General features: G+C 43.9%; 13 protein-coding genes. 8 read left to right on the plus strand and 5 right to left on the minus strand.

The window, feature by feature from the left end; translation table 11 throughout:
• Positions 1-30: 30 nt before the first annotated feature.
• Complete coding sequence (locus V7L01_RS05145) at positions 31-447, plus strand: hypothetical protein (RefSeq protein ID WP_335032537.1); 417 nt, start codon at positions 31-33, stop codon at positions 445-447.
• A gap of 18 nt (positions 448-465) precedes the next feature.
• Here the strand turns inward: V7L01_RS05145 and V7L01_RS05150 are convergent, their stop codons facing one another.
• Both V7L01_RS05150 and V7L01_RS05155 read right to left on the minus strand, forming a co-directional pair.
• Positions 466-1,518 carry an aldo/keto reductase gene (locus V7L01_RS05150; RefSeq protein WP_335032539.1) on the minus strand — a complete coding sequence of 351 codons (1,053 nt, stop codon included), beginning with the start codon at positions 1,516-1,518 and terminating at the stop codon, positions 466-468.
• Positions 1,519-1,609: 91 nt separating this feature from the next.
• Positions 1,610-2,344 carry an SDR family oxidoreductase gene (locus V7L01_RS05155; RefSeq protein WP_335032541.1) on the minus strand — a complete coding sequence of 245 codons (735 nt, stop codon included), beginning with the start codon at positions 2,342-2,344 and terminating at the stop codon, positions 1,610-1,612.
• A gap of 325 nt (positions 2,345-2,669) precedes the next feature.
• On the opposite strand from V7L01_RS05155, the gene V7L01_RS05160 reads away from it, so the two are divergent.
• Positions 2,670-3,590 carry an AraC family transcriptional regulator gene (locus tag V7L01_RS05160; protein ID WP_335032543.1) on the plus strand — a complete coding sequence of 307 codons (921 nt, stop codon included), beginning with the start codon at positions 2,670-2,672 and terminating at the stop codon, positions 3,588-3,590.
• 1,160 nt (positions 3,591-4,750) lie between these two features.
• Here the strand turns inward: V7L01_RS05160 and purH are convergent.
• A complete protein-coding gene (gene purH / locus V7L01_RS05165) occupies positions 4,751-6,271 on the minus strand; it encodes a bifunctional phosphoribosylaminoimidazolecarboxamide formyltransferase/IMP cyclohydrolase (RefSeq protein WP_335032545.1) in 1,521 nt (506 codons plus the stop codon).
• Positions 6,272-6,611: 340 nt separating this feature from the next.
• Here purH and V7L01_RS05170 point away from each other — a divergent pair, with 340 nt between their 5' ends.
• The gene (locus V7L01_RS05170) at positions 6,612-7,397 is read left to right on the plus strand and encodes an RNA ligase family protein (RefSeq protein WP_335032547.1); all 786 of its coding nucleotides are present in this window, start codon (positions 6,612-6,614) and stop codon (positions 7,395-7,397) included.
• 77 nt (positions 7,398-7,474) lie between these two features.
• Positions 7,475-8,611, plus strand: a complete 1,137-nt coding sequence (locus tag V7L01_RS05175; RefSeq protein WP_335032549.1) for an AAA family ATPase — start codon at positions 7,475-7,477, stop codon at positions 8,609-8,611.
• A gap of 62 nt (positions 8,612-8,673) precedes the next feature.
• On the opposite strand, the gene V7L01_RS05180 is transcribed toward V7L01_RS05175, so the two are convergent.
• Together V7L01_RS05180 and V7L01_RS05185 are read right to left on the minus strand one after the other, a co-directional pair.
• A complete protein-coding gene (locus V7L01_RS05180) occupies positions 8,674-11,058 on the minus strand; it encodes an ankyrin repeat domain-containing protein (RefSeq protein ID WP_335032551.1) in 2,385 nt (794 codons plus the stop codon).
• A gap of 578 nt (positions 11,059-11,636) precedes the next feature.
• Positions 11,637-11,804 carry a hypothetical protein gene (locus V7L01_RS05185; RefSeq protein ID WP_335032553.1) on the minus strand — a complete coding sequence of 56 codons (168 nt, stop codon included), beginning with the start codon at positions 11,802-11,804 and terminating at the stop codon, positions 11,637-11,639.
• Between the two features lie 47 nt (positions 11,805-11,851).
• On the opposite strand from V7L01_RS05185, the gene V7L01_RS05190 reads away from it, so the two are divergent.
• The 4 genes from V7L01_RS05190 to V7L01_RS05205 all read left to right on the plus strand — a co-directional run bounded on the left by V7L01_RS05190 (position 11,852) and on the right by V7L01_RS05205 (position 18,033).
• Positions 11,852-12,871: a helix-turn-helix transcriptional regulator gene (locus V7L01_RS05190; protein ID WP_335032555.1), complete on the plus strand. Its 1,020-nt coding sequence runs from the start codon at positions 11,852-11,854 to the stop codon at positions 12,869-12,871.
• 126 nt (positions 12,872-12,997) lie between these two features.
• Positions 12,998-15,553 carry a TonB-dependent siderophore receptor gene (locus V7L01_RS05195; protein ID WP_335032557.1) on the plus strand — a complete coding sequence of 852 codons (2,556 nt, stop codon included), beginning with the start codon at positions 12,998-13,000 and terminating at the stop codon, positions 15,551-15,553.
• Between the two features lie 95 nt (positions 15,554-15,648).
• Complete coding sequence (locus V7L01_RS05200) at positions 15,649-16,740, plus strand: iron-siderophore ABC transporter substrate-binding protein (protein ID WP_335032559.1); 1,092 nt, start codon at positions 15,649-15,651, stop codon at positions 16,738-16,740.
• A 294-nt stretch (positions 16,741-17,034) separates the two neighbouring features.
• Complete coding sequence (locus V7L01_RS05205) at positions 17,035-18,033, plus strand: helix-turn-helix transcriptional regulator (RefSeq protein ID WP_335032561.1); 999 nt, start codon at positions 17,035-17,037, stop codon at positions 18,031-18,033.
• Positions 18,034-18,064: the final 31 nt, after the last annotated feature.

Below are 18,064 nucleotides of genomic sequence, written 5' to 3' on the forward strand. Positions count from 1 at the left end.
CACCGAATCAAATTACAGTCATAAAAATCAATGTCAGAAATACCCTTTTTTGAACATATTAATTATTTGAAATCATTTGTAGAAGGTGATATTTCCATTTCTGATTGGCAAACTTGGTTTGATAAATATGCACCTCAACTATTTCCAAATATCAAGCGTCTAGATTATCTGCGTTTGAAATTTTACCCTCTAGAACACCTATGCAAAATTTTAGATAAATACGGCATTAGTTACAAAAAGCGGGAACGCTGCTCTAAGTGTAGCAATCTATTATTCCGGGTAATTCCCGGTATAACAATTAAAGAAGAAATCATAACCTTTGCTCAAAATGCCAAGTTTGAGGGAGCAGAAAAAATAGCTCAAGAAGCTTGGATACATCCAGGTTTGCACTGTCCAAATTGTGGTTTTAGTATTTTTTACAACTATAGCCCTACGAGTTTGTATTAGGACGTAACGCCGAAGTAGCTATCTCCAGCCTTGGACGATCGCGCCGCCGAAAATGCTACGATTCACCTCGCTTGTGAAGATGCCATAGGGGAAACTGGGGTCAAGGGCACTACTCTCGTCCAGCGTCCGCATCTGTTCCGGGGTGAGGCGGATGTCTAGTGATGCCAGGTTGTCGTGCAGTTGATCGAGCTTGCTGGCACCCAAAATCGGCGAGGTAATACCGGACTGCGTTGAAACCCAGGCAAGGGCAACCTGCGCCAGAGGGCGATCGACTTGGGCTGCCACCGTTCGCAGGGTATCGAGGACGCGCCAGTTACGATCGGTGAACAGCTGGTTCCCGAAAGGATTGGGGCCAATCAGCCGTCCTTGACCCCTCGCCCCCGCCTCCTCGCGCTGGTACTTGCCAGTGAGGAAACCGGCAGCAAGCGGACTCCAGGGACAGACGCCGAGACCGCATTCACGGGCGGCAGGCAGATGTTCGCGCTCAATGCTGCGCTCAACAAGCGAATACGCCAGTTGCATGGCGATGGGCCCGGGAATGTTATGCGCTGTGGCGATCGCGGCTGCCTTGGCAGTGTACCAGGCTGGCACATTTGAGAAGCCGAAGTAGCGGATCTTGCCGACGCGCACCAGGTCGCCGAGCGACTGTAGTACTTCTTCAACGGGCGTTACCATGTCCCAGGCGTGCATCCAGTAGAGGTCAACATAGTCGGTGCGGAGGCGGCGCAGCGAACCTTCAAGCGCCCGATGCATATTCTTGCGTCCGTTGCCGCCCGCATTCGCGTTGCCCGGTTCGCCGCCGTGAAAGCTGAACTTGGTTGCTAGCACCAATTGGTCGCGCAGGCTGCGATCGGCAATATAGCCGCCGAGCAGTTCCTCACTACGACCCTTGGCATACACGTCGGCGGTGTCGATGAAGTTGCCGCCAGCATCGAGATAGGCATGGAAGATGGACTCAGAAACCTCGTCAGGCGCACCCCATCGCGGGGTACCGAAGGTCATGGTGCCGAGGGTGAGCGGGCTGACGATCAAGCCGGAGTGTCCGAGAGTGCGGTAGGCAGTAAGGCTCATAGGTTTTTTTTCAAGTCGGTAAAAGTGTCTTGTCTGTGTCAATCAAGCTCATGACGCAAAGAGGGGATGGAGGAGTGATGTTGTTCGATGCCTAGAAGGCGCTGGCTGTCGGGCGGACAATGACTTCGTTGACATCGACATCATCTGGTTGAGACACAGCAAATAAGACAGATCGGGCGATCGCCTGAGGGGTGAGGGCAGTTTTGCGGAGTTCTTTCAAGAAGCCTGACGCTGCATCATCCGTGATATCAGAGCCGAGTTCGGTCTCAACGACACCGGGGGATATGATGGTTACCCGAATGTTTTTTGATTCCTGACGCAGCCCTTCAGATATTGCCCAAACAGCGTATTTTGTCGCGGAATAGACTGCACTGGTTGGCCCTACCATGTGAGCAGCGATCGACGCAGTATTGATAAACTGTCCGCCGCCTTGTGCTTCCATGATCGGTAAACCAGCTGCAATGCCGTTCAATACGCCACGGATATTTACATCAATCATGGTGTCCCACTCCTCAACTTTCAGGGCATTCATTGGGGACAAGGGCATCACGCCTGCATTGTTGAAGATGACATCGACGCGACCAAATTTGTCTAATGCAAAGTGGATGAATTCTTTCACATCCTCGCGATCAGTGACATCCACTGCTTTGAATTCTGCAATGTTTCCCTGCTCGCGGATATCTTTGACAATCGCTTCTAGCTTTTCTGTACGCCGTGCCCCCAGAACTACATTTGCACCGTTTTGAGCAAGTAACTTCGCGGTGGCTTCACCAATGCCACTACTGGCTCCAGTGATAACAATGACTTTGTTTTCTACATTTAACATGATAACTTTCCTTGCTGTTGAGGTTGATTTGACTTAGAGAAACATGCTTCTAGAGGCTTCAATGAAGAGGCAGGGGGCACCCATTGACGAGTTATTAACAATCACGCCCGATCCCGTGACTAAAGCAATTTTTGCCTTGTCTTTTTTCATTGCCTCATCCTTTCAGCCTTGTCTTTCAGTATGGGTTAATCATAAGGCTGAAAAGCTTTTCCCTAAATACATAAACCTCGCAGATGATTGCCTAATCCTCTCAAGTCAGGCGTTAGCAAGGGAGAAATATTCTCTATAATGGGCGCATGAGGATGGTATCAGTCAGGAATTGAGCATGGTGATTGAGACACTGAACTACAAGGCGGCAATCAGCAAGTGTGAAGAACTGGCAGCATTAGTGACTCGGCACACTGACGGTAAGGGGAAGGGTGTTCATGCAACAGCAATTAGTCAGTTAGAATTCATGCGGGAATCTGATACTTCAGCCACAATGCAGGGGGTCACCGAACCGATTCTCGGCATTGTCGTTCAAGGTAAAAAAGAAGTGTTGCTGAATGAAGAAACCTATTGGTATAGCGTGGCTCAATATCTAGTAGTCTCGGTGGATTTGCCGCTGTGTGGATGTGCGATCGAGGCGACACCCGCGAAGCCGTATCTAGGATTTAAGCTAGATTTAGACCCCGTTCAACTCTGTGACATCATTGCTCAAACTAACCCAGGTATGGGTAAGAAAGAAAATTCGGTTAGAGGCTGGTTCATCAGCGATGCCGATCCATCGTTGATTGATTGTGCTATCAGGCTGACACGGCTTTTGGACACACCGCAAGATATTCCATTCCTAGCACCCACGATCGTCCGCGAAATCTACTACCGTCTTCTCGTCGGCGAACAAGGGGAAGCGGTTCGCCAGATTGCGACATCTGGCAGTAACATGCAGCGCATAGCTGAGGTGATAAAGCTCATCAAGGCTGATTTTACAAAGCCGCTGCGGGTTGAGGATCTAGCTCTTCAAGCCAATATGTCTCCTTCCTCGTTCCATCGCCATTTCAAGAAAGTCACCTCCATGAGTCCGCTGCAATATCAAAAGCACTTAAGACTATTGAAAGCGCGTCACCTGATGCTTGCCGAGAATGCCGATGCGACTCATACTGCCTATCAGGTGGGGTATGAAAGCACCTCACAGTTTAGCCGCGAATATTCTCGGATGTTTGGTGCGCCTCCCATGAAGGATATTGAACGGTTACGAACAGCTTGACCAAAGACTGTCTAGTTAGCTGTAACGAACTGCAAACATCCAGAAATATAGCCCTATGCATATTTGCTGCGTCACGTTGTCTCCCCACAACGATCGCAAACTGCTGTAGGTCTTATTCCCATACTGTTGAAGAAACTTACAAAACCTTTGTCAGTCTGTGATTTTATATCTACAGCCGACGTTGTTGTGGGTGGGGTTGACTGGATTTTGGACTGTAGGTGATTATTTCAATAATTCCAGCAAATCTGCAAGGACTTTTTTCTGCATACCCATCAAAAAGCGCCTGGGAGTGTTGCCGTGTTTCCACCCCAGGCGCTTTTTATTTTTAACTTGCTCCTCACACAAATAAATAGTATCACTGCCTCAATCAAAAGGTGAGTATAGTGAGTGACACTTTCAGAACTGCACCGCCTAATTTAATTTCTGATATTATTTCACGTACTTCCTGCTACAAATACGTTAGTAGGAAGGTACGTATCTACGCCTCTACAGTCGATTCATTTTTTGCCAAAACTTTTGCAAGCGGTATCATATCATGTCCGGTTGAACAATTGTCATTGCGTACCGCCCTTGGCGTTCCCGCAGGGTACGAAGTAAAGCAATCTCCAAACCCTTGCGATTGCTTCTCTACGAGACGCTCCGCGAACATTCCACTTCGTTGCATTCGCAATGACATATCACAAGTAATTTGCCGGACATGATAAGCTGTTAAGCATTTAATTTGCACATTGAGATCGCAGGGGGCAGGGAGCAGGGGAGAGGGTTTGCAGCTTTTATTACCATGAGAATGGTGCAATTTAAATGACGATTAGCTTATCACAAGCTCTTTAATTTTTATATAGAAACTAAAAAATGCCTGGGAGTGTTGCCGTGTTTCCACCCCAGGCATTTTTTATTCTCAACTTGCTCCTCACACACAACTAAACACTATCACTACCTTTATCAAATGGCAAGTATATTGAATGACACTTTTAAAATTGCACAAGCAATCCGATTTCTGAAAAATTAAAAAGCGCTTGGGAGTGTTGCCGTGTTTCCACCCCAGGCGCTTTTTATTTTTAACTTGCTCCTCACACACGACTAAAACATATCATTACTTCAATGAAAAAGCAAGCAAACTATGTGACACTTTCTTAACTGCACACCTCATAGTCAATAATTTAGTGTAAAAAGTGACGTACACCAGTTAAGACCATCACCAAACCCAGTTCGTTAGCAGCCTTGATTGAATCTTTATCGCGCAAACTTCCCCCTGGTTGAACAATGGCTGTAATTCCTGCTGCTGCGGCTGTTTTTACAGAATCATCGAAGGGGAAGAATCCATCGCTGGCGAGAATTGCACCTTTGGCTTTTTCTCCAGCTTGTTCTAGGGCGATTTTAACTGAGCCGACGCGGTTCATTTGACCAGCGCCTACTCCTAGTGTAGTGCGATCGCTTGTGACAACAATGGCATTCGATTTAACGTGTTTGCAAACTTTCCACGCAAACAGCAATTCAGCTAATTCGCTGTCGGTGGGTTGACGTTCGGTGACAACTTCCCATTGACTGGTGTCTGCAACAATATCATCGGCGGTTTGGACGAGGAAACCACCTGCGATCGCTTTCACTGTATCTTTAGGGCCACTGCTGAAATCAGCTAGAGTCAAAACCCGCACGTTAGATTTTTTGGCAAGGATTTCTTGAGCTTCTGCATCACAACTTGGTGCAACCACACATTCTAAAAATGTTTTAGTTAACTCGCTAGCTGTAGCCGCATCAATCGGACGGTTGAGTGCGACAATTCCACCGAAGGCAGAAGTAGAATCAGCATTGAAAGCTTTTTGGTACGCCTCGGAAATACTACTTCCTAGTGCCGTACCACAGGGATTTGTATGTTTAATAATCGTTGCGGCTGGAGTATCAGTGAATTCAGCAATGATTCGGCGTGCAGCTTCTAAATCAACTAAGTTATTGTAACTAAGTTCTTTGCCTTGCAGTTTTGTGGCGGCTGTCCATCCCGTTGGAGTAGTACCAGTTTGATACCAGGTGGCGGGTTGATAGGGATTCTCGCCGTAACGCAGAGATTGTAATTGTGTGCCGCTAAGGGTGTACTGCTGTGCTTGTGCGAGGTAAGATGCGATCGCTTGGTCATAGCTAGCAGTATGCGAAAATCCTTTTAAAGCCGCCTTTTGCCGAAACTCTAGGGATGCTTCCCCGTTATTTTGGCGCAATTCCTGCAAATACTCGTCATACTGGGCTGGATCGCATAATACAGCCAGATGGGCGAAGTTTTTCGATGAAGCGCGTAGCATAGCCGGGCCACCGATATCTATTTGCTCAACCGCTTGGGATAATGTTACCCCTGGTTTAGCGATCGTTTCCTCGAAAGGATATAGATTCACCACCACTAAATCAATCGGGCGAATTTGGTTATTTTCTAAATCTGTAATATCTTGGGGAACATCTCGCCGCGCCAAAATTCCGCCATGAATTCGGGGATGTAGGGTTTTGACTCGGCCACCTAAAATTTCTGGAGAACCTGTATAATCTGCAACCTTCGTAACTGGGAGTCCCGCATCTTTAAGTGCTTGGGCTGTTCCCCCACTGCTGATTAAATCAAAGTCAAATTCTTCAACCAAGCTACGGGCGAGGTCAATTAAACCAGTTTTGTTAGATACACTCAGCAGGGCTAGACGCGCCATTGATCGATTCCTTAAAAGTAGGCTAGAAGCGAAGGATCTCAAGTTTTGCATAAGCCTTGGTTCACTTCAAGTCCACTAAGAATCATAGCAGGGAGAAATTAAGAGTAAAACATTGCTTGTTTCCGAAAACGCTACCTCTGATTGTGAAATATATGTATTATACTAATACTATTCTTGTCTTGGAAATCTGCGGTAAAAGCATATGTAGTCTCTGGTCTCAATCAAATTTACTTCAATGGCGAATGGTAATAATCCTGAGATAACTGCCTCTAGGAGACTTACTTATTCGTGACATCTCGCTACGAAATTATTTGATTGCAGCCACCAAGGTAAAAAAGTCATGGAACAAATTTATAAATATCCGCGTACCCATCACATTGAGGGTTCGCGCTTCCAAGCTGGGGATGAAGACCTCAATAGCATTCCTTTTAGTGCGATTAAAAACCAGTATGTAGTAGTTGAAGAAAAAGTTGATGGTGCAAACGCAGCTATTAGCTTTACCTCTGATGGACAAATCCGACTGCAAAGCCGGGGACACTATTTAACTGGTGGGGCGCGGGAAAAGCACTTTAACTTGTTTAAACAGTGGGCACACGCTCACACAGCAGCATTTTGGGAAGTTTTAGGAAGTCGTTTTATTCTCTTTGGAGAATGGCTGTATGCCAAGCACACAGTGTTTTACGATGCCTTACCCCACTACTTTCTGGAGTACGATGTGCTGGATTTAGATAACCAAGTATTTCTGGCCACTAAGAACCGTCAGCAGTTACTTGCTGGCTTACCTCTAGTTTCAGTGCCCGTATTGTTTGCTGGTGAACTCCAATCTTACAAGCAACTCATAAAGTTGGTGGGTGAGTCGCATTATCAAACTGCTGAACATTTGCAACGTTTCCAGCAAATTTGTCAGGAACTTGGACTTGATGTTGAGCGTTCCCTTAAGCAAACCGATCAAAGTTCTTTAATGGAAGGCTTATACATCAAAGTTGAGCCGGGAGATATCGTTACTCATCGATATAAATATGTGCGTTCCAGTTTTTTAACAATCATTCTGCAATCGGATGGGCATTGGCTCAACCGACCGATAATACCAAATCAGCTGTGTATCGGTGCTGATTTGTTCGGATGACCTTCTGGACTTCGTAGCGAAGGGCAGTTAAAAGTCATTGAAAATACAACACAAATAGTAAATTTAAGGTTAGCGATATGAGTACTTCGGTGCAATTTTGGTCATTTCCTTATTGCCCCAGCGAGGACAACTGGTTGATAGATTGGTCAGCACTGGAAGCAAAATTTGATTGGCTGCGATCGCTTGCTGATTGCCCCCAAGATCCACGTTACCATGCTGAAGGTAATGTTCTCATCCATACAAAGCTAGTATGCGAAGCATTAGTGGCATTACCTCAATGGCGGGCATTACCAGTTAAAGAACGTTCTGTGTTGTTTGCTGCGGCTTTGCTGCACGATGTCGCTAAACCTGCTTCTACTCAAATAGAAGCAGATGGCGGCATCACCTCCAAAGGTCACGTCCTCCAAGGTGCAAAAATGGCACAGGAGATTCTCTGGGATTTGGATGTGCCCTTTCATCAACGACAGGCAATTGTGGCTTTGGTGAAATACGGCAGTTTGCCCTTGTGGTTTTGGGATAAACCCAACCCCGAACGGGCAGTCATTAAAACAAGTCAAATTATTCGTTGCGATTTACTGGGTTTACTTGCAGAAGCAGATGTGAAAGGGCGCCACTGTGACGATCGAGTACAGTTATTGCAACGAATTGAGTTTTTTCGGGAATTTTGCCAGGAAAATGACTGTTTTGATCGACCACGAGTATTTTCGTCAGCCCATAGTCGGTTTGTTTATTTTCAAAAAGAAGATGGCAACCCAGACTATGCAGCTTATGATGATACACGCTTTCAGGTGGTGATGATGTCAGGATTACCTGGTTCGGGAAAAGATACTTGGATTAAAGAAAATCTCCCTGACTGGGGCGTAATTTCTTTAGATAAACTGCGAAAAACAATGGGAATTGATCCTAAAGACGATCAAGGTGCAGTAGCAAATGCAGCGAAGGCGATCGCTAAAGAGTATATGCGAAATGGACAATCCTTTGTTTGGAATGCAACTAACCTCAGCCGCCAACTGCGGGGGATGCTAGTTCGTTTGTTTGGCAGTTACCAAGCCAGTATTCGGATTGTGTATTTAGAGGCAGCTTGGGAAGAACTGCTGAGAAGAAATGGCGATCGCACCGCAAAACTGCCAGAAAAAGTACTTTACCGGATGAAAAATCGTCTAGAAGTGCCTGATATTACCGAGGCACATGCTGTAGATTGGATAGTGGAGTGAAACTCTTGTTCGTTCCTCTCCTGCGAGGAGAGGGAAAATTTTATGCCTACAATCCCAAAAAATTAATCCCACCAAAAAAACAAGTTGTCACTTGAGCGGAGACTCTCAGCTAACCGCTCCACCGAACCACAGCCTTGCTCTACAATATCAGCACAAAAATCATACATGCGATCGGCAAGTCCTTTAGGATCTTCGATGGGGGTGAGGAAACGACCTTCAAGAGTATCATGAGCAACTAGAGTCAAAATAAAAGGTTGCACTGCTTCAAGTTCTCGTAGCCATTCCACAACATAACCAGGGCCGATTCCGTAGTTACAACCATTTGTTTGATGTAAGGCAATCACATCATATTTATTTGTGGTTGGCAAAATACAAAGTTGTTTCGGCCCTTCTGCGTCGTGGTAATGGTCTGGCTCGTAGACAAAGCAACCCCGTTGTAAAAACTGTTGTTGTAAATCTTCAGTTTTAATTTCGCTGCGGCGTTTGCTGTTCACATGAACTTTAAACCACCCGGAAATATCATCATAGGGTACTGGCTGACTGCCACAAATTTCTCCTAAATCTGCAACTGCTTTTTGATATTCAGGGTTCTGGGCAGCTTGAGAAAATTCTGGACGCGTTAGTTCTATTCCCCAGCGTTTATCGTCATCGCTGTTGTTTTCTCGATCGGTTTCATTTTCTTCATCCCAACGTCGTTTTTCAACACCATACTGAACCAGCATCTCTATGACATCTTGACGATCGAATAAATCTGCCAATGTCATTGCAGTGTCACCATCTTTAGAAACAGCGTTAACATCAGCACCCCGTTCAATCAGCATTTGAATTAGCTCTAAATGTTCTTCCTTTTGTACTGCCTCCATTAAAGGAGTACAATCTTCATTGTTTTTAGCGTTGACATCTGCTCCTGACTCTATCAGAAATTTTGCCAGTTCTATATGAGTATTTCTCAAAGCCATCAAAAGCGGCGTATCTCCCGCTATATCTTGCTGATTGATGTTTACTCCTGCCTGCATTAATATTTGCACAACCTCCAGATGTCCATTGATGCAAGCAAGACATAAGGCATCTCTTGCAAAACAATCCCGTGCTTGAAGATTCGCTTGATGTGAAACTAACAGTTGCACGATATTTTTATATCCTTTAATTGCTGCTAGCATCAAAGGAGTTGTGCCCAAGAACAATCTCATCGCAGTAAATGACTCGTAATCGTCTGAAATAATCCCACAAGGTTGTCGTTGATTGACATCAACAATATCAGTGGCATTGATATCAGCACCTGCATCAAGCAGCAAATTTACAACCTCTAAATGTCCAGTTGATGCTGCTAACATTAACGATGTGCGGTTCTTCGTTTTTCTTCTTTGGTCACGTGCATTCACGTTAGCACCTTCAGACAACCATGCACGTACAGCTGCAACATCTCCCTGTTCGGCGGCGTTCAGCAGATGTTCCTCTTGACTTACCCTTGGTGCATCCACACCAAACTGACGCAGAACTTCTAGAACGTCTGAATGTTCGTTTCGTACTGCCCAATCATAGGCTGATAATCCCTCGCCATCTTTATGGTAAGGGTCAGCACTTGCTGCCAATAACACTGCTAAAGCTTCTCCATGACCGCAACGTGCTGCCAGAATTGCTGGGAAGGTGTCAACTGCAATTTCTGGTTTAGCAATGTTGGATGTGGCAAGCTTCGCCCGATTTGCGGCAATATCAATAGATTCAATGGTTTCGCCTACCTCAGACAGTGGCGCATCTCCGGTTTCAACTGCGTCAAGCCTTTCAATAGCTTTACCAAGAGTCTCCAAAGTATTGAATGCTGTTTTTAACGCAGATCCAGCCTGTCTTTGAATTGTGGCATGATTGATTGTAATTCCTGATGTCAAAATATTGACATCTGCGCCAGCAGCTATCAGCGCTCTAATTACTGCTGCTGAACCTTGTGCTGCTGCCATTGCGATGGGTGGAATACTACCAAACTTTGTTGTTTTGCTTGGGTTCGCACCTGCGGCAATGAGTTTCAAAGCAATATTGAAGTTGCCTTTTTTAATCGCTTCTAATAAAGGGGTTGAAAGCATACTGCCGTCATCAACATCAGCACCCGCAGCAACTAACAGGTCAACGATTTCCGTATTTCCTACTCTTGCCGCTTCTTGTAATGGGTTGCCACCATAGGTTGCTACATTAACATCTGCGCCTTTGGCAAGCAAAACTCTCACGGTTTCTACTCGACTTGTCATAACTGCCCAAACTAACGAGTGTCTGAGTGAAGGATCGTTAGCACCCGCTTCAATTAACGCACATTTAATTTCATCTGGGCCGTAGCGTGCGAGTTCATAGGCTGTTTCATCACCTTTTTTAACATTTGGGTTTGCGCCTGTAGCCAGTAATTCTTTTACACGCTGGGTATCACGGGACTCAATAGCGGCAACTAGCTGCTCATCCATAACTTTTTATACCTATCTATTTGGAGTTATCTAGTTATTTTGCCCATTCAACTCCAACTAGTGTCTAATAGTTAACACCAAAATCTACTGCGGAAAAACCTTTACAGTATCAATACCTTTGCCAATTTACGAGGGTGAGTTCATATATTAACCCCCTTTTCTCTAATGTTTGGCAAAAACAATAAGTTCTAAAAATTCCTTCCAGGTTTCCCACAAGGCTTTTTTTGGCGTATTGTCGCAGTGCAGTATAAAGGGTTTGAGCTTCCAACCTAACTTGTATGCCTTACGCTTATGTATGGGTCATTTTGCCATTTTTGCCAAAATTTTTGTAACCTCATTGTTCACTCAAATCACAGCATTCAAGGTTTGATTCAGCTTTTGCAAAACCACGATGTAACTGCTCTGGCTGATGTGCGATCGCATCTCTATAGTCATCCATCAATTATCCCATTTTAACCGCTCAAGGGTGACATAAAAATATATATGTCCAATATGTCCGAGAAAATATCTGGAATTTAGCCCCACTACAAGCGACTGCGATCGCAGTCGCTTTTCTAACGGTGAATTTCGTGCAATAATTAAGAATCTTTCTTATTTAAAGAAGGGATTATATAGCTTGTTGGGGTAGTTACCGCCAGAGCGATCGCTATGACTATCACCATTTCACAATAAGCTGACTGGGAGCGATCGTTAGCATCCCAGATAGCATAGTTTTGCCTTTTGGATAATTCTAAACAGTACCTCACACCCAATCATATATCAGCTTGATAATGACATTAATTATTATTAAATCATGACAAAAATTCTTACAGATACAGAGTGGGAAGAACTGTGGCTAGAAAGTGAGCAAAATGGCGCAATTTCCAGTCAATCAAAGGGGGTTGAAACTATCTGCCAAGGGAAGATTTTAAATATCTCTAATACCTATGAATGCTGGATAGAATTACGCAATGGCTTATCTATTTGTATACATGAAGAGGAGTTTGTTGATGATCTTGTGTGGCTTAGAGATAGTTTGGATGAATTTAAATTTGGATTGAGTTTTTTTCTCTCAGGCAAAGTGAGAATTGAACGCCACGGTTTAACTGACAAGACAGACGAAATCGTAGGCAGATATTATTCAGAATGTAACTTCGATATCAAAGAAACGGAGTGGTGGAAAGCCGGTGAGAAGTTTTCACGAATTTATCTGAAAATCGAACCCCAGGAATTTTTTCAAAGTTTTGACGAGGAAGAATTAGAACAAATACCAATTTCCCTGCGCCAAGCCTTAATCGGTGATAAGTTACAACCCTATTACCACCAAGGAGAAATCACACAGCAAATGTGGACAGTGTTATCTAATATTCTCCAGTGTCCCTATCAAGGCTTGATGAAGCGAATGTATCTGGAAAGTAAGTCGATGGAATTGATTATGCTTCATTTTCAGCAATTTCAGGAGCAGGATGTTCATAATCATAGGTTTCCAGCCAGAGATTTGAGCGATGTTGACAAAATTTATCAAGCCAAGGAAATTTTGCTGGTTAATCTAGAAAATCCACCCAGTCTGATAGAGTTAGCACGACAAGTAGGGCTAAATGACTTCAAATTGAAGCGTGGGTTCCGTCAAGTTTTTGGGACATCTGCGTTTAAATATTTGCACGACTATCGACTAGAAAAAGCCAGACAACTTTTAGTATTAGGAGAAATGAAGGTTGAAGAAGTGGCATTTAGGGTAGGTTTTGATAGCCGCAGCTACTTTGCCTTTGCTTTCCGCAAGAAGTTCGGCTTAAATCCTAAACAATACTTTCAGCATCGCCAAAAATCCGTCTAGCGTTCAAATAAAATCCGTCTAGCGTTCAAATAAAAAATCCGCATCCTTTATTATGCATACACTGCCAGTTTAATTAGGAAATTTTCTTAATACTGTCAAGTAGTGTGAGGGAGTGTGGGTGACTAAATGAAGTTAGATAAATTGTTTCAAAGTCTGCTGCTGACGGGCGCAGTTGTTGTTTTGATCAACACTCCTGCTATAAGTGAGGAAGTAGGAGAGGATGTTAAACTGGGCGAGATTTCCCAGAGTGCAGAATTACTGGTACAGTCGCCAGCATCCTCATCAGAAATTGTGCAAGTCACAGGAGTGAAAGCCAATCCGACAGATAAAGGTGTGGAGGTGGTTTTAGAAACCACTCAAGGAGAGCAGCTAAAAATCACAAATCGCAGTGCTGAGAATAACTTTATCGCTGATATTCCTAATACGCAATTGCGTTTAGCCAGTGGCGATGCGTTTACATTCCGTTCCCAAAACCCAATTGCAGGGATTACTGAGATAACTGTTAGAAACCTTGATGCCAATACGATCCGGGTGACAGTCACGGGTGAGGGGGAATTGCCAAAGGTTGAGTTATTTGACGGTGATGAAGGGCTAATTTTTGGCGTGATATCAGCTGTAACTGCGGCACAACAACCCCAAACACCGCAAGCTCAAGAAAAGCCGACAAGTGAGACACCCCAAGAGGAACCAGCAGCACAGCAGGATGAGCCGATTGAGTTGGTGGTAACGGGTGAGCAAGATGGATATCGCGTGCAGGATGCGACAACTGCAACAAGGACAGATACACCGTTGCGCGATATTCCCCAATCAATTCAGGTAGTGCCGCGAGAGGTGCTAGAAGATCGCAACGTGAGAAGTGTGGCTGAGGCAGTGGAAACAGTCAGTGGCGTTTCCAGTGCAGGTACTCTATTCAACGCACCTGGAGGCAGCTATGTTATCAGAGGATTTGAACAGGCAGGAAATTTCCGAAATGGCTATCGAGATGTTAATAGGTATGCCATAACAGGAGTTGAGACGATCGAGCGAGTGGAAGTATTGAAAGGGCCTGCCTCAGTTCTGTTTGGAGCAGTAGAACCCGGTGGAATCATCAATGTAGTCACCAAACAACCCCTGAGTGAACCCTATTACAATCTCGCTTTTGAGGTAGGAAACCGTGGGTTTTATCAGCCCAGTCTTGATTTTTCTGGCCCATTAAATGACGATAAAACCCTGCTTTATCGCTTAAACGCCAGCTATCAAAGTTCAAACAGTTTTCAAGATTTTGTCACTTCAAATCTGACCACGATCGCACCCTCAATCACTTGGAAATTGGGACATAGGACAGACCTAAATCTATACTATGAGTATATTAATTTCAATGGTATTCCTGAGAGTTTCACTACTGTTTTCAGTGATAATACCTTCAGACTGCCTCGAAGTCGCTACTTAGCTTATCCTCTTGATGGTCAAGATTATACCGCTCAAAAATATGGCTATACCTTAAGCCACAAGTTTAGCGATAACTGGCAGATCCGTAATAATTTTTCTATATCTGCTTTTAATGCTAATGAAGAGTATACTGTTGGCACAAGTCTAAGAGATGACCGTTTCTTAGGCTTTTATGCTGCAAGACGTGACTACTTGACAGACAACTATTTTGGACAGATTGACTTGCTTGGTAAGTTTAATACAGGCTTGATCGCACACCAAGTTTTGTTTGGCTTTGATGTCAACCGCTATGTGCAAGTTTTTAATGCCACTCGCCTTAGTGTGCCTCTTCTAGATGTATTTAACCCAAACTATAATATTCCAGAACCACAAATTACTACTGGAGGTTTTAGTTCCTTTGAGACTGTTCAATCTTATGGGTTCTACCTTCAAGATCAGATTAGCTTTCAAGATAACTTGAAACTATTAATTGGCGGGCGCTTTGATTGGATTTCGCAAAAAAGTGGCATAAATGAACCGGAACAGAATGATAGTGCCTTCAGCCCCCGAATCGGGTTGGTGTATCAGCCCAGCAAATCGGTTTCTCTCTATGCCAGCTATAGTCAATCTTTTAACCCTACCCAGGGATTTAACCCTGGTGATAGAGCGTTTGAGCCGACAAAGGGAACCCAATATGAAGCGGGTATTAAAGCTGACTTTCTAGAAGGCAGACTTTCGACAACGTTGGCAGTTTATCAGATCGCTAAGACGAATGTTACAACAGACGATCCCAGTAATGATGACCCTAATTTTTTGATTCAGGTGGGAGAGCAAAAGAGTCGAGGGATTGAGTTGGATGTCGCAGGTGATATTTTGCCAGGGTGGAAAGTGAGCGCTTCTTATGCTTATACCAATGCAGAAATCAGCAAGGATAACTCCCTGACTGTAGGCAACAGATTGGAGGATGTACCAGAGAATCAAGCTAGCCTTTGGACAACCTATGAAATCCAAAATGGCGATTTGAAAGGTTTGGGATTTGGCCTGGGGCTATTTTATGTAGGTGCGCGGGCGGGAGATTCAGATAACTCGTTTGAATTACCAGATTACTTCCGTACCGATGCGGCAATTTACTACCATAGAGATGCTTGGAAGGCTGGGATCAATATCCGTAATTTATTTGATACGGAATATTACAGTTCCAGCGATGGATTAAGAACATTTGTGAGAACAGGTGCGCCTTTTACAATAATCGGTTCCATCAGCTGGGAGCTTTAACTCACGAACACAGTACTAGTCTTCTGGACAACCTGCCAAATATTAGTTAAAGAATAACATTCCTCACAATGAGAAAGAGAGTCATTAGTACAATTATGCCATTGTTACTTGTTGTTAAAGCTGTGTGTGTTTTGACTTTTGCTAAGTTTGTTTGGGTTGTCAAGACTGTTTTTTCTTGGTTGCGTATCTTATGGCAACCTCGGCAGATTTCGAGCAATTACAAATTTTTACCATTCTTTCTGACAATAGTTTTGGTATTAGCGATCGCAGCCTGTAACCACAACACACCTATGCGAACTCACAAGTCAACCCTTGCACGAACGCCAATAGAAACAAAAACCGTTAGCCATGCTTTAGGTAAAGTTGAAATTCCACTTCAACCGCAGCGAGTTATTGTGCTAGAAGAAAATATAATTCTCGATTCTGTAGTGGCGCTGGGTATAAAGCCAGTTGGTGTTGTGTATTGTAGAGGCTGTGAGGAAAAGTTTCGAGGTATACCCAGCGAGTTACTTGCTGACGTTCCAGTTTTGGGCAGTATTGGGAGTCTACCTTCCCTAGAGAAAATTCTTGCTTTAAAACCCGATTTAATTCTGGCGTTAACAAACCTCAAGAATTCTTATAAACTCCTTTCCAGCATCGCGCCTACAGTAATGATCGATTTTCCCACCATGTACGACTTTAAAGAAAGACTACGATATATAGCCCAGGTATTGGGAAAGAGCGATCGCGCCGAAGAACTTCTGACTCAGTACCAAAATCGAATCGAAAAATTGCGGCAGCAATTAGGAAAACAACTAGAAACAAAAACAATATCTGTAATTTATCTTGCAGGTTCGGCAGATATTTTCTATAGCTATAGAGGAGACTTTCTACCTTATGGTCAAATCATTAAGGACGCAGGTTTACGACTAATTCAACAAAATCAAAAACAACGGGAGTTAACATTAAGTATTGAAGTTTTACCAGAATATGATGCCGATTTTTTATTTATTATGACTGATTTATTAAAAAGAAATTTTAAAGAAGCAAATCCTGAATACTTATCTTTTTTGAAAAAGCCTATTTGGTCAAAACTTAAAGCTGTTCAGAATAAACAGGTATACAACGTAAATTGGAATGTTGGAGGGACTATTGGAGCTAATAAGATAATTGATCAACTCTTAAAATATCTAGTAAAAACATCTTAAAACCATGTAAAAAACAGCATGAGTTACGTCTTGATGGAATTTATGCCTATAGTACGTACAGTCTCGGATTCGTGAAAATCCCTGCGCCGCATCGAGTTAAAACTGTGAGATTACCGCGATCGCTCTAGACGAGCTTTTTGCCTTTTCCGGTGCATTAATGCCAGGTTTGACAGGCAATTTGTGGGATAATATTAGAAATATTTATCATTTATAACTCAGCAATTTTTACTTAATTTTAAGTTAATTACTGAGGAAAATAATATAAAATTTACCTTTATCTCAGTATTATTAACTATGCCTATCTCCATCTCCAGCCAAGTCTTCGACGAACTACTGCATCAGGAGAAGGTTGAGAGTTCCCAACATCCAGACCCCGACGATCGGTTAGATGTGATGTACAACTACCCAAAGCTACTGGGACAAGGTTTCTGGCGGGAAATCAAGCTGCGTGAGGGTTTAGATTTGTGCATTGGTGACTTACGGTTATGCGATCGCGTGATTTTTGAAGAGCCGCAAACAGAACATTCTCTACATTACCACTTTCATTTTTCAGGGGGACACGCAGATCAATATACATCCATTAGTGGTGGACAGTATATTTTCCACGGCAGTGGCTTAACTCCTCAAATCCGGTCTGAAACTTATCACGAACAGCCATTTCTGGAGGTGGAATTTACAGTGCAGCCTGAGTTGCTGCTTTCTTTTGCTGGCGATCGTGAAGGGCAATTACCAAAAGAGTTACAGCACTTAATTCGACCGGATGATCAGCTAAAATACCATCGCTGTGGCACAGCTACCCTACCCATGCAAAGGGTAGCACAGCAAATTTTGCATTGTCCCTATCGAGGAATCGCCAAACGGATGTACCTGGAAGGGAAAGTGCTGGAATTGATGGGAATCCTGATAGGGCAAGAGGTTGAGATTCGTGACGGTAAAAGCAATAGTCAGCCTCTGCAAGCAGATGTGGTGGACAGAATTCACCACGCTAGGGAAATTATACTGCAACGGTTGGACAATCCACTATCTTTGAACGAATTAGCGCGGCGAGTTGGTTTAAATGAATGCACCCTGAAACGGGGCTTTCGTTCTTGTTTTGGCACAACAGTATTTGGTTATCTGCGTCACTACAAACTTGAGCAAGCACGACAACTACTAGAAGCAGGAGAGATGAAAATTACCGACATTGCTCAGGCAATGGGTTACAACAGCCGCAGTCCATTTGCTGCTGCATTCCGCAAACAATTTGGCATGAACCCCAAGGAATACCAAAAACTGCGAAAAAATTCCGTTTAGCTATCGAAAAAATTCCGTCTACCTATCGGAT

Origin of the sequence: Nostoc sp., from assembly GCF_036917095.1 — a bacterium.
Taxonomy (GTDB): Bacteria; Cyanobacteriota; Cyanobacteriia; order Cyanobacteriales; family Nostocaceae; genus Nostoc.

Bases quoted from the DNA above. Each gene is read 5' to 3' on its own strand.
- V7L01_RS05145 (WP_335032537.1), top strand. From the start codon at position 31: ATGTCAGAAATACCCTTTTTTGAACATATTAATTATTTGAAATCATTT.
- V7L01_RS05155 (WP_335032541.1), bottom strand. From the start codon at position 2,344: ATGTTAAATGTAGAAAACAAAGTCATTGTTATCACTGGAGCCAGTAGT.
- V7L01_RS05150 (WP_335032539.1), bottom strand. From the start codon at position 1,518: ATGAGCCTTACTGCCTACCGCACTCTCGGACACTCCGGCTTGATCGTC.
- V7L01_RS05160 (WP_335032543.1), top strand. From the start codon at position 2,670: ATGGTGATTGAGACACTGAACTACAAGGCGGCAATCAGCAAGTGTGAA.
- V7L01_RS05195 (WP_335032557.1), top strand. From the start codon at position 12,998: ATGAAGTTAGATAAATTGTTTCAAAGTCTGCTGCTGACGGGCGCAGTT.
- V7L01_RS05200 (WP_335032559.1), top strand. From the start codon at position 15,649: ATGCCATTGTTACTTGTTGTTAAAGCTGTGTGTGTTTTGACTTTTGCT.
- V7L01_RS05170 (WP_335032547.1), top strand. From the start codon at position 6,612: ATGGAACAAATTTATAAATATCCGCGTACCCATCACATTGAGGGTTCG.
- V7L01_RS05175 (WP_335032549.1), top strand. From the start codon at position 7,475: ATGAGTACTTCGGTGCAATTTTGGTCATTTCCTTATTGCCCCAGCGAG.
- V7L01_RS05190 (WP_335032555.1), top strand. From the start codon at position 11,852: ATGACAAAAATTCTTACAGATACAGAGTGGGAAGAACTGTGGCTAGAA.
- V7L01_RS05205 (WP_335032561.1), top strand. From the start codon at position 17,035: ATGCCTATCTCCATCTCCAGCCAAGTCTTCGACGAACTACTGCATCAG.
- V7L01_RS05180 (WP_335032551.1), bottom strand. From the start codon at position 11,058: ATGGATGAGCAGCTAGTTGCCGCTATTGAGTCCCGTGATACCCAGCGT.
- purH (WP_335032545.1), bottom strand. From the start codon at position 6,271: ATGGCGCGTCTAGCCCTGCTGAGTGTATCTAACAAAACTGGTTTAATT.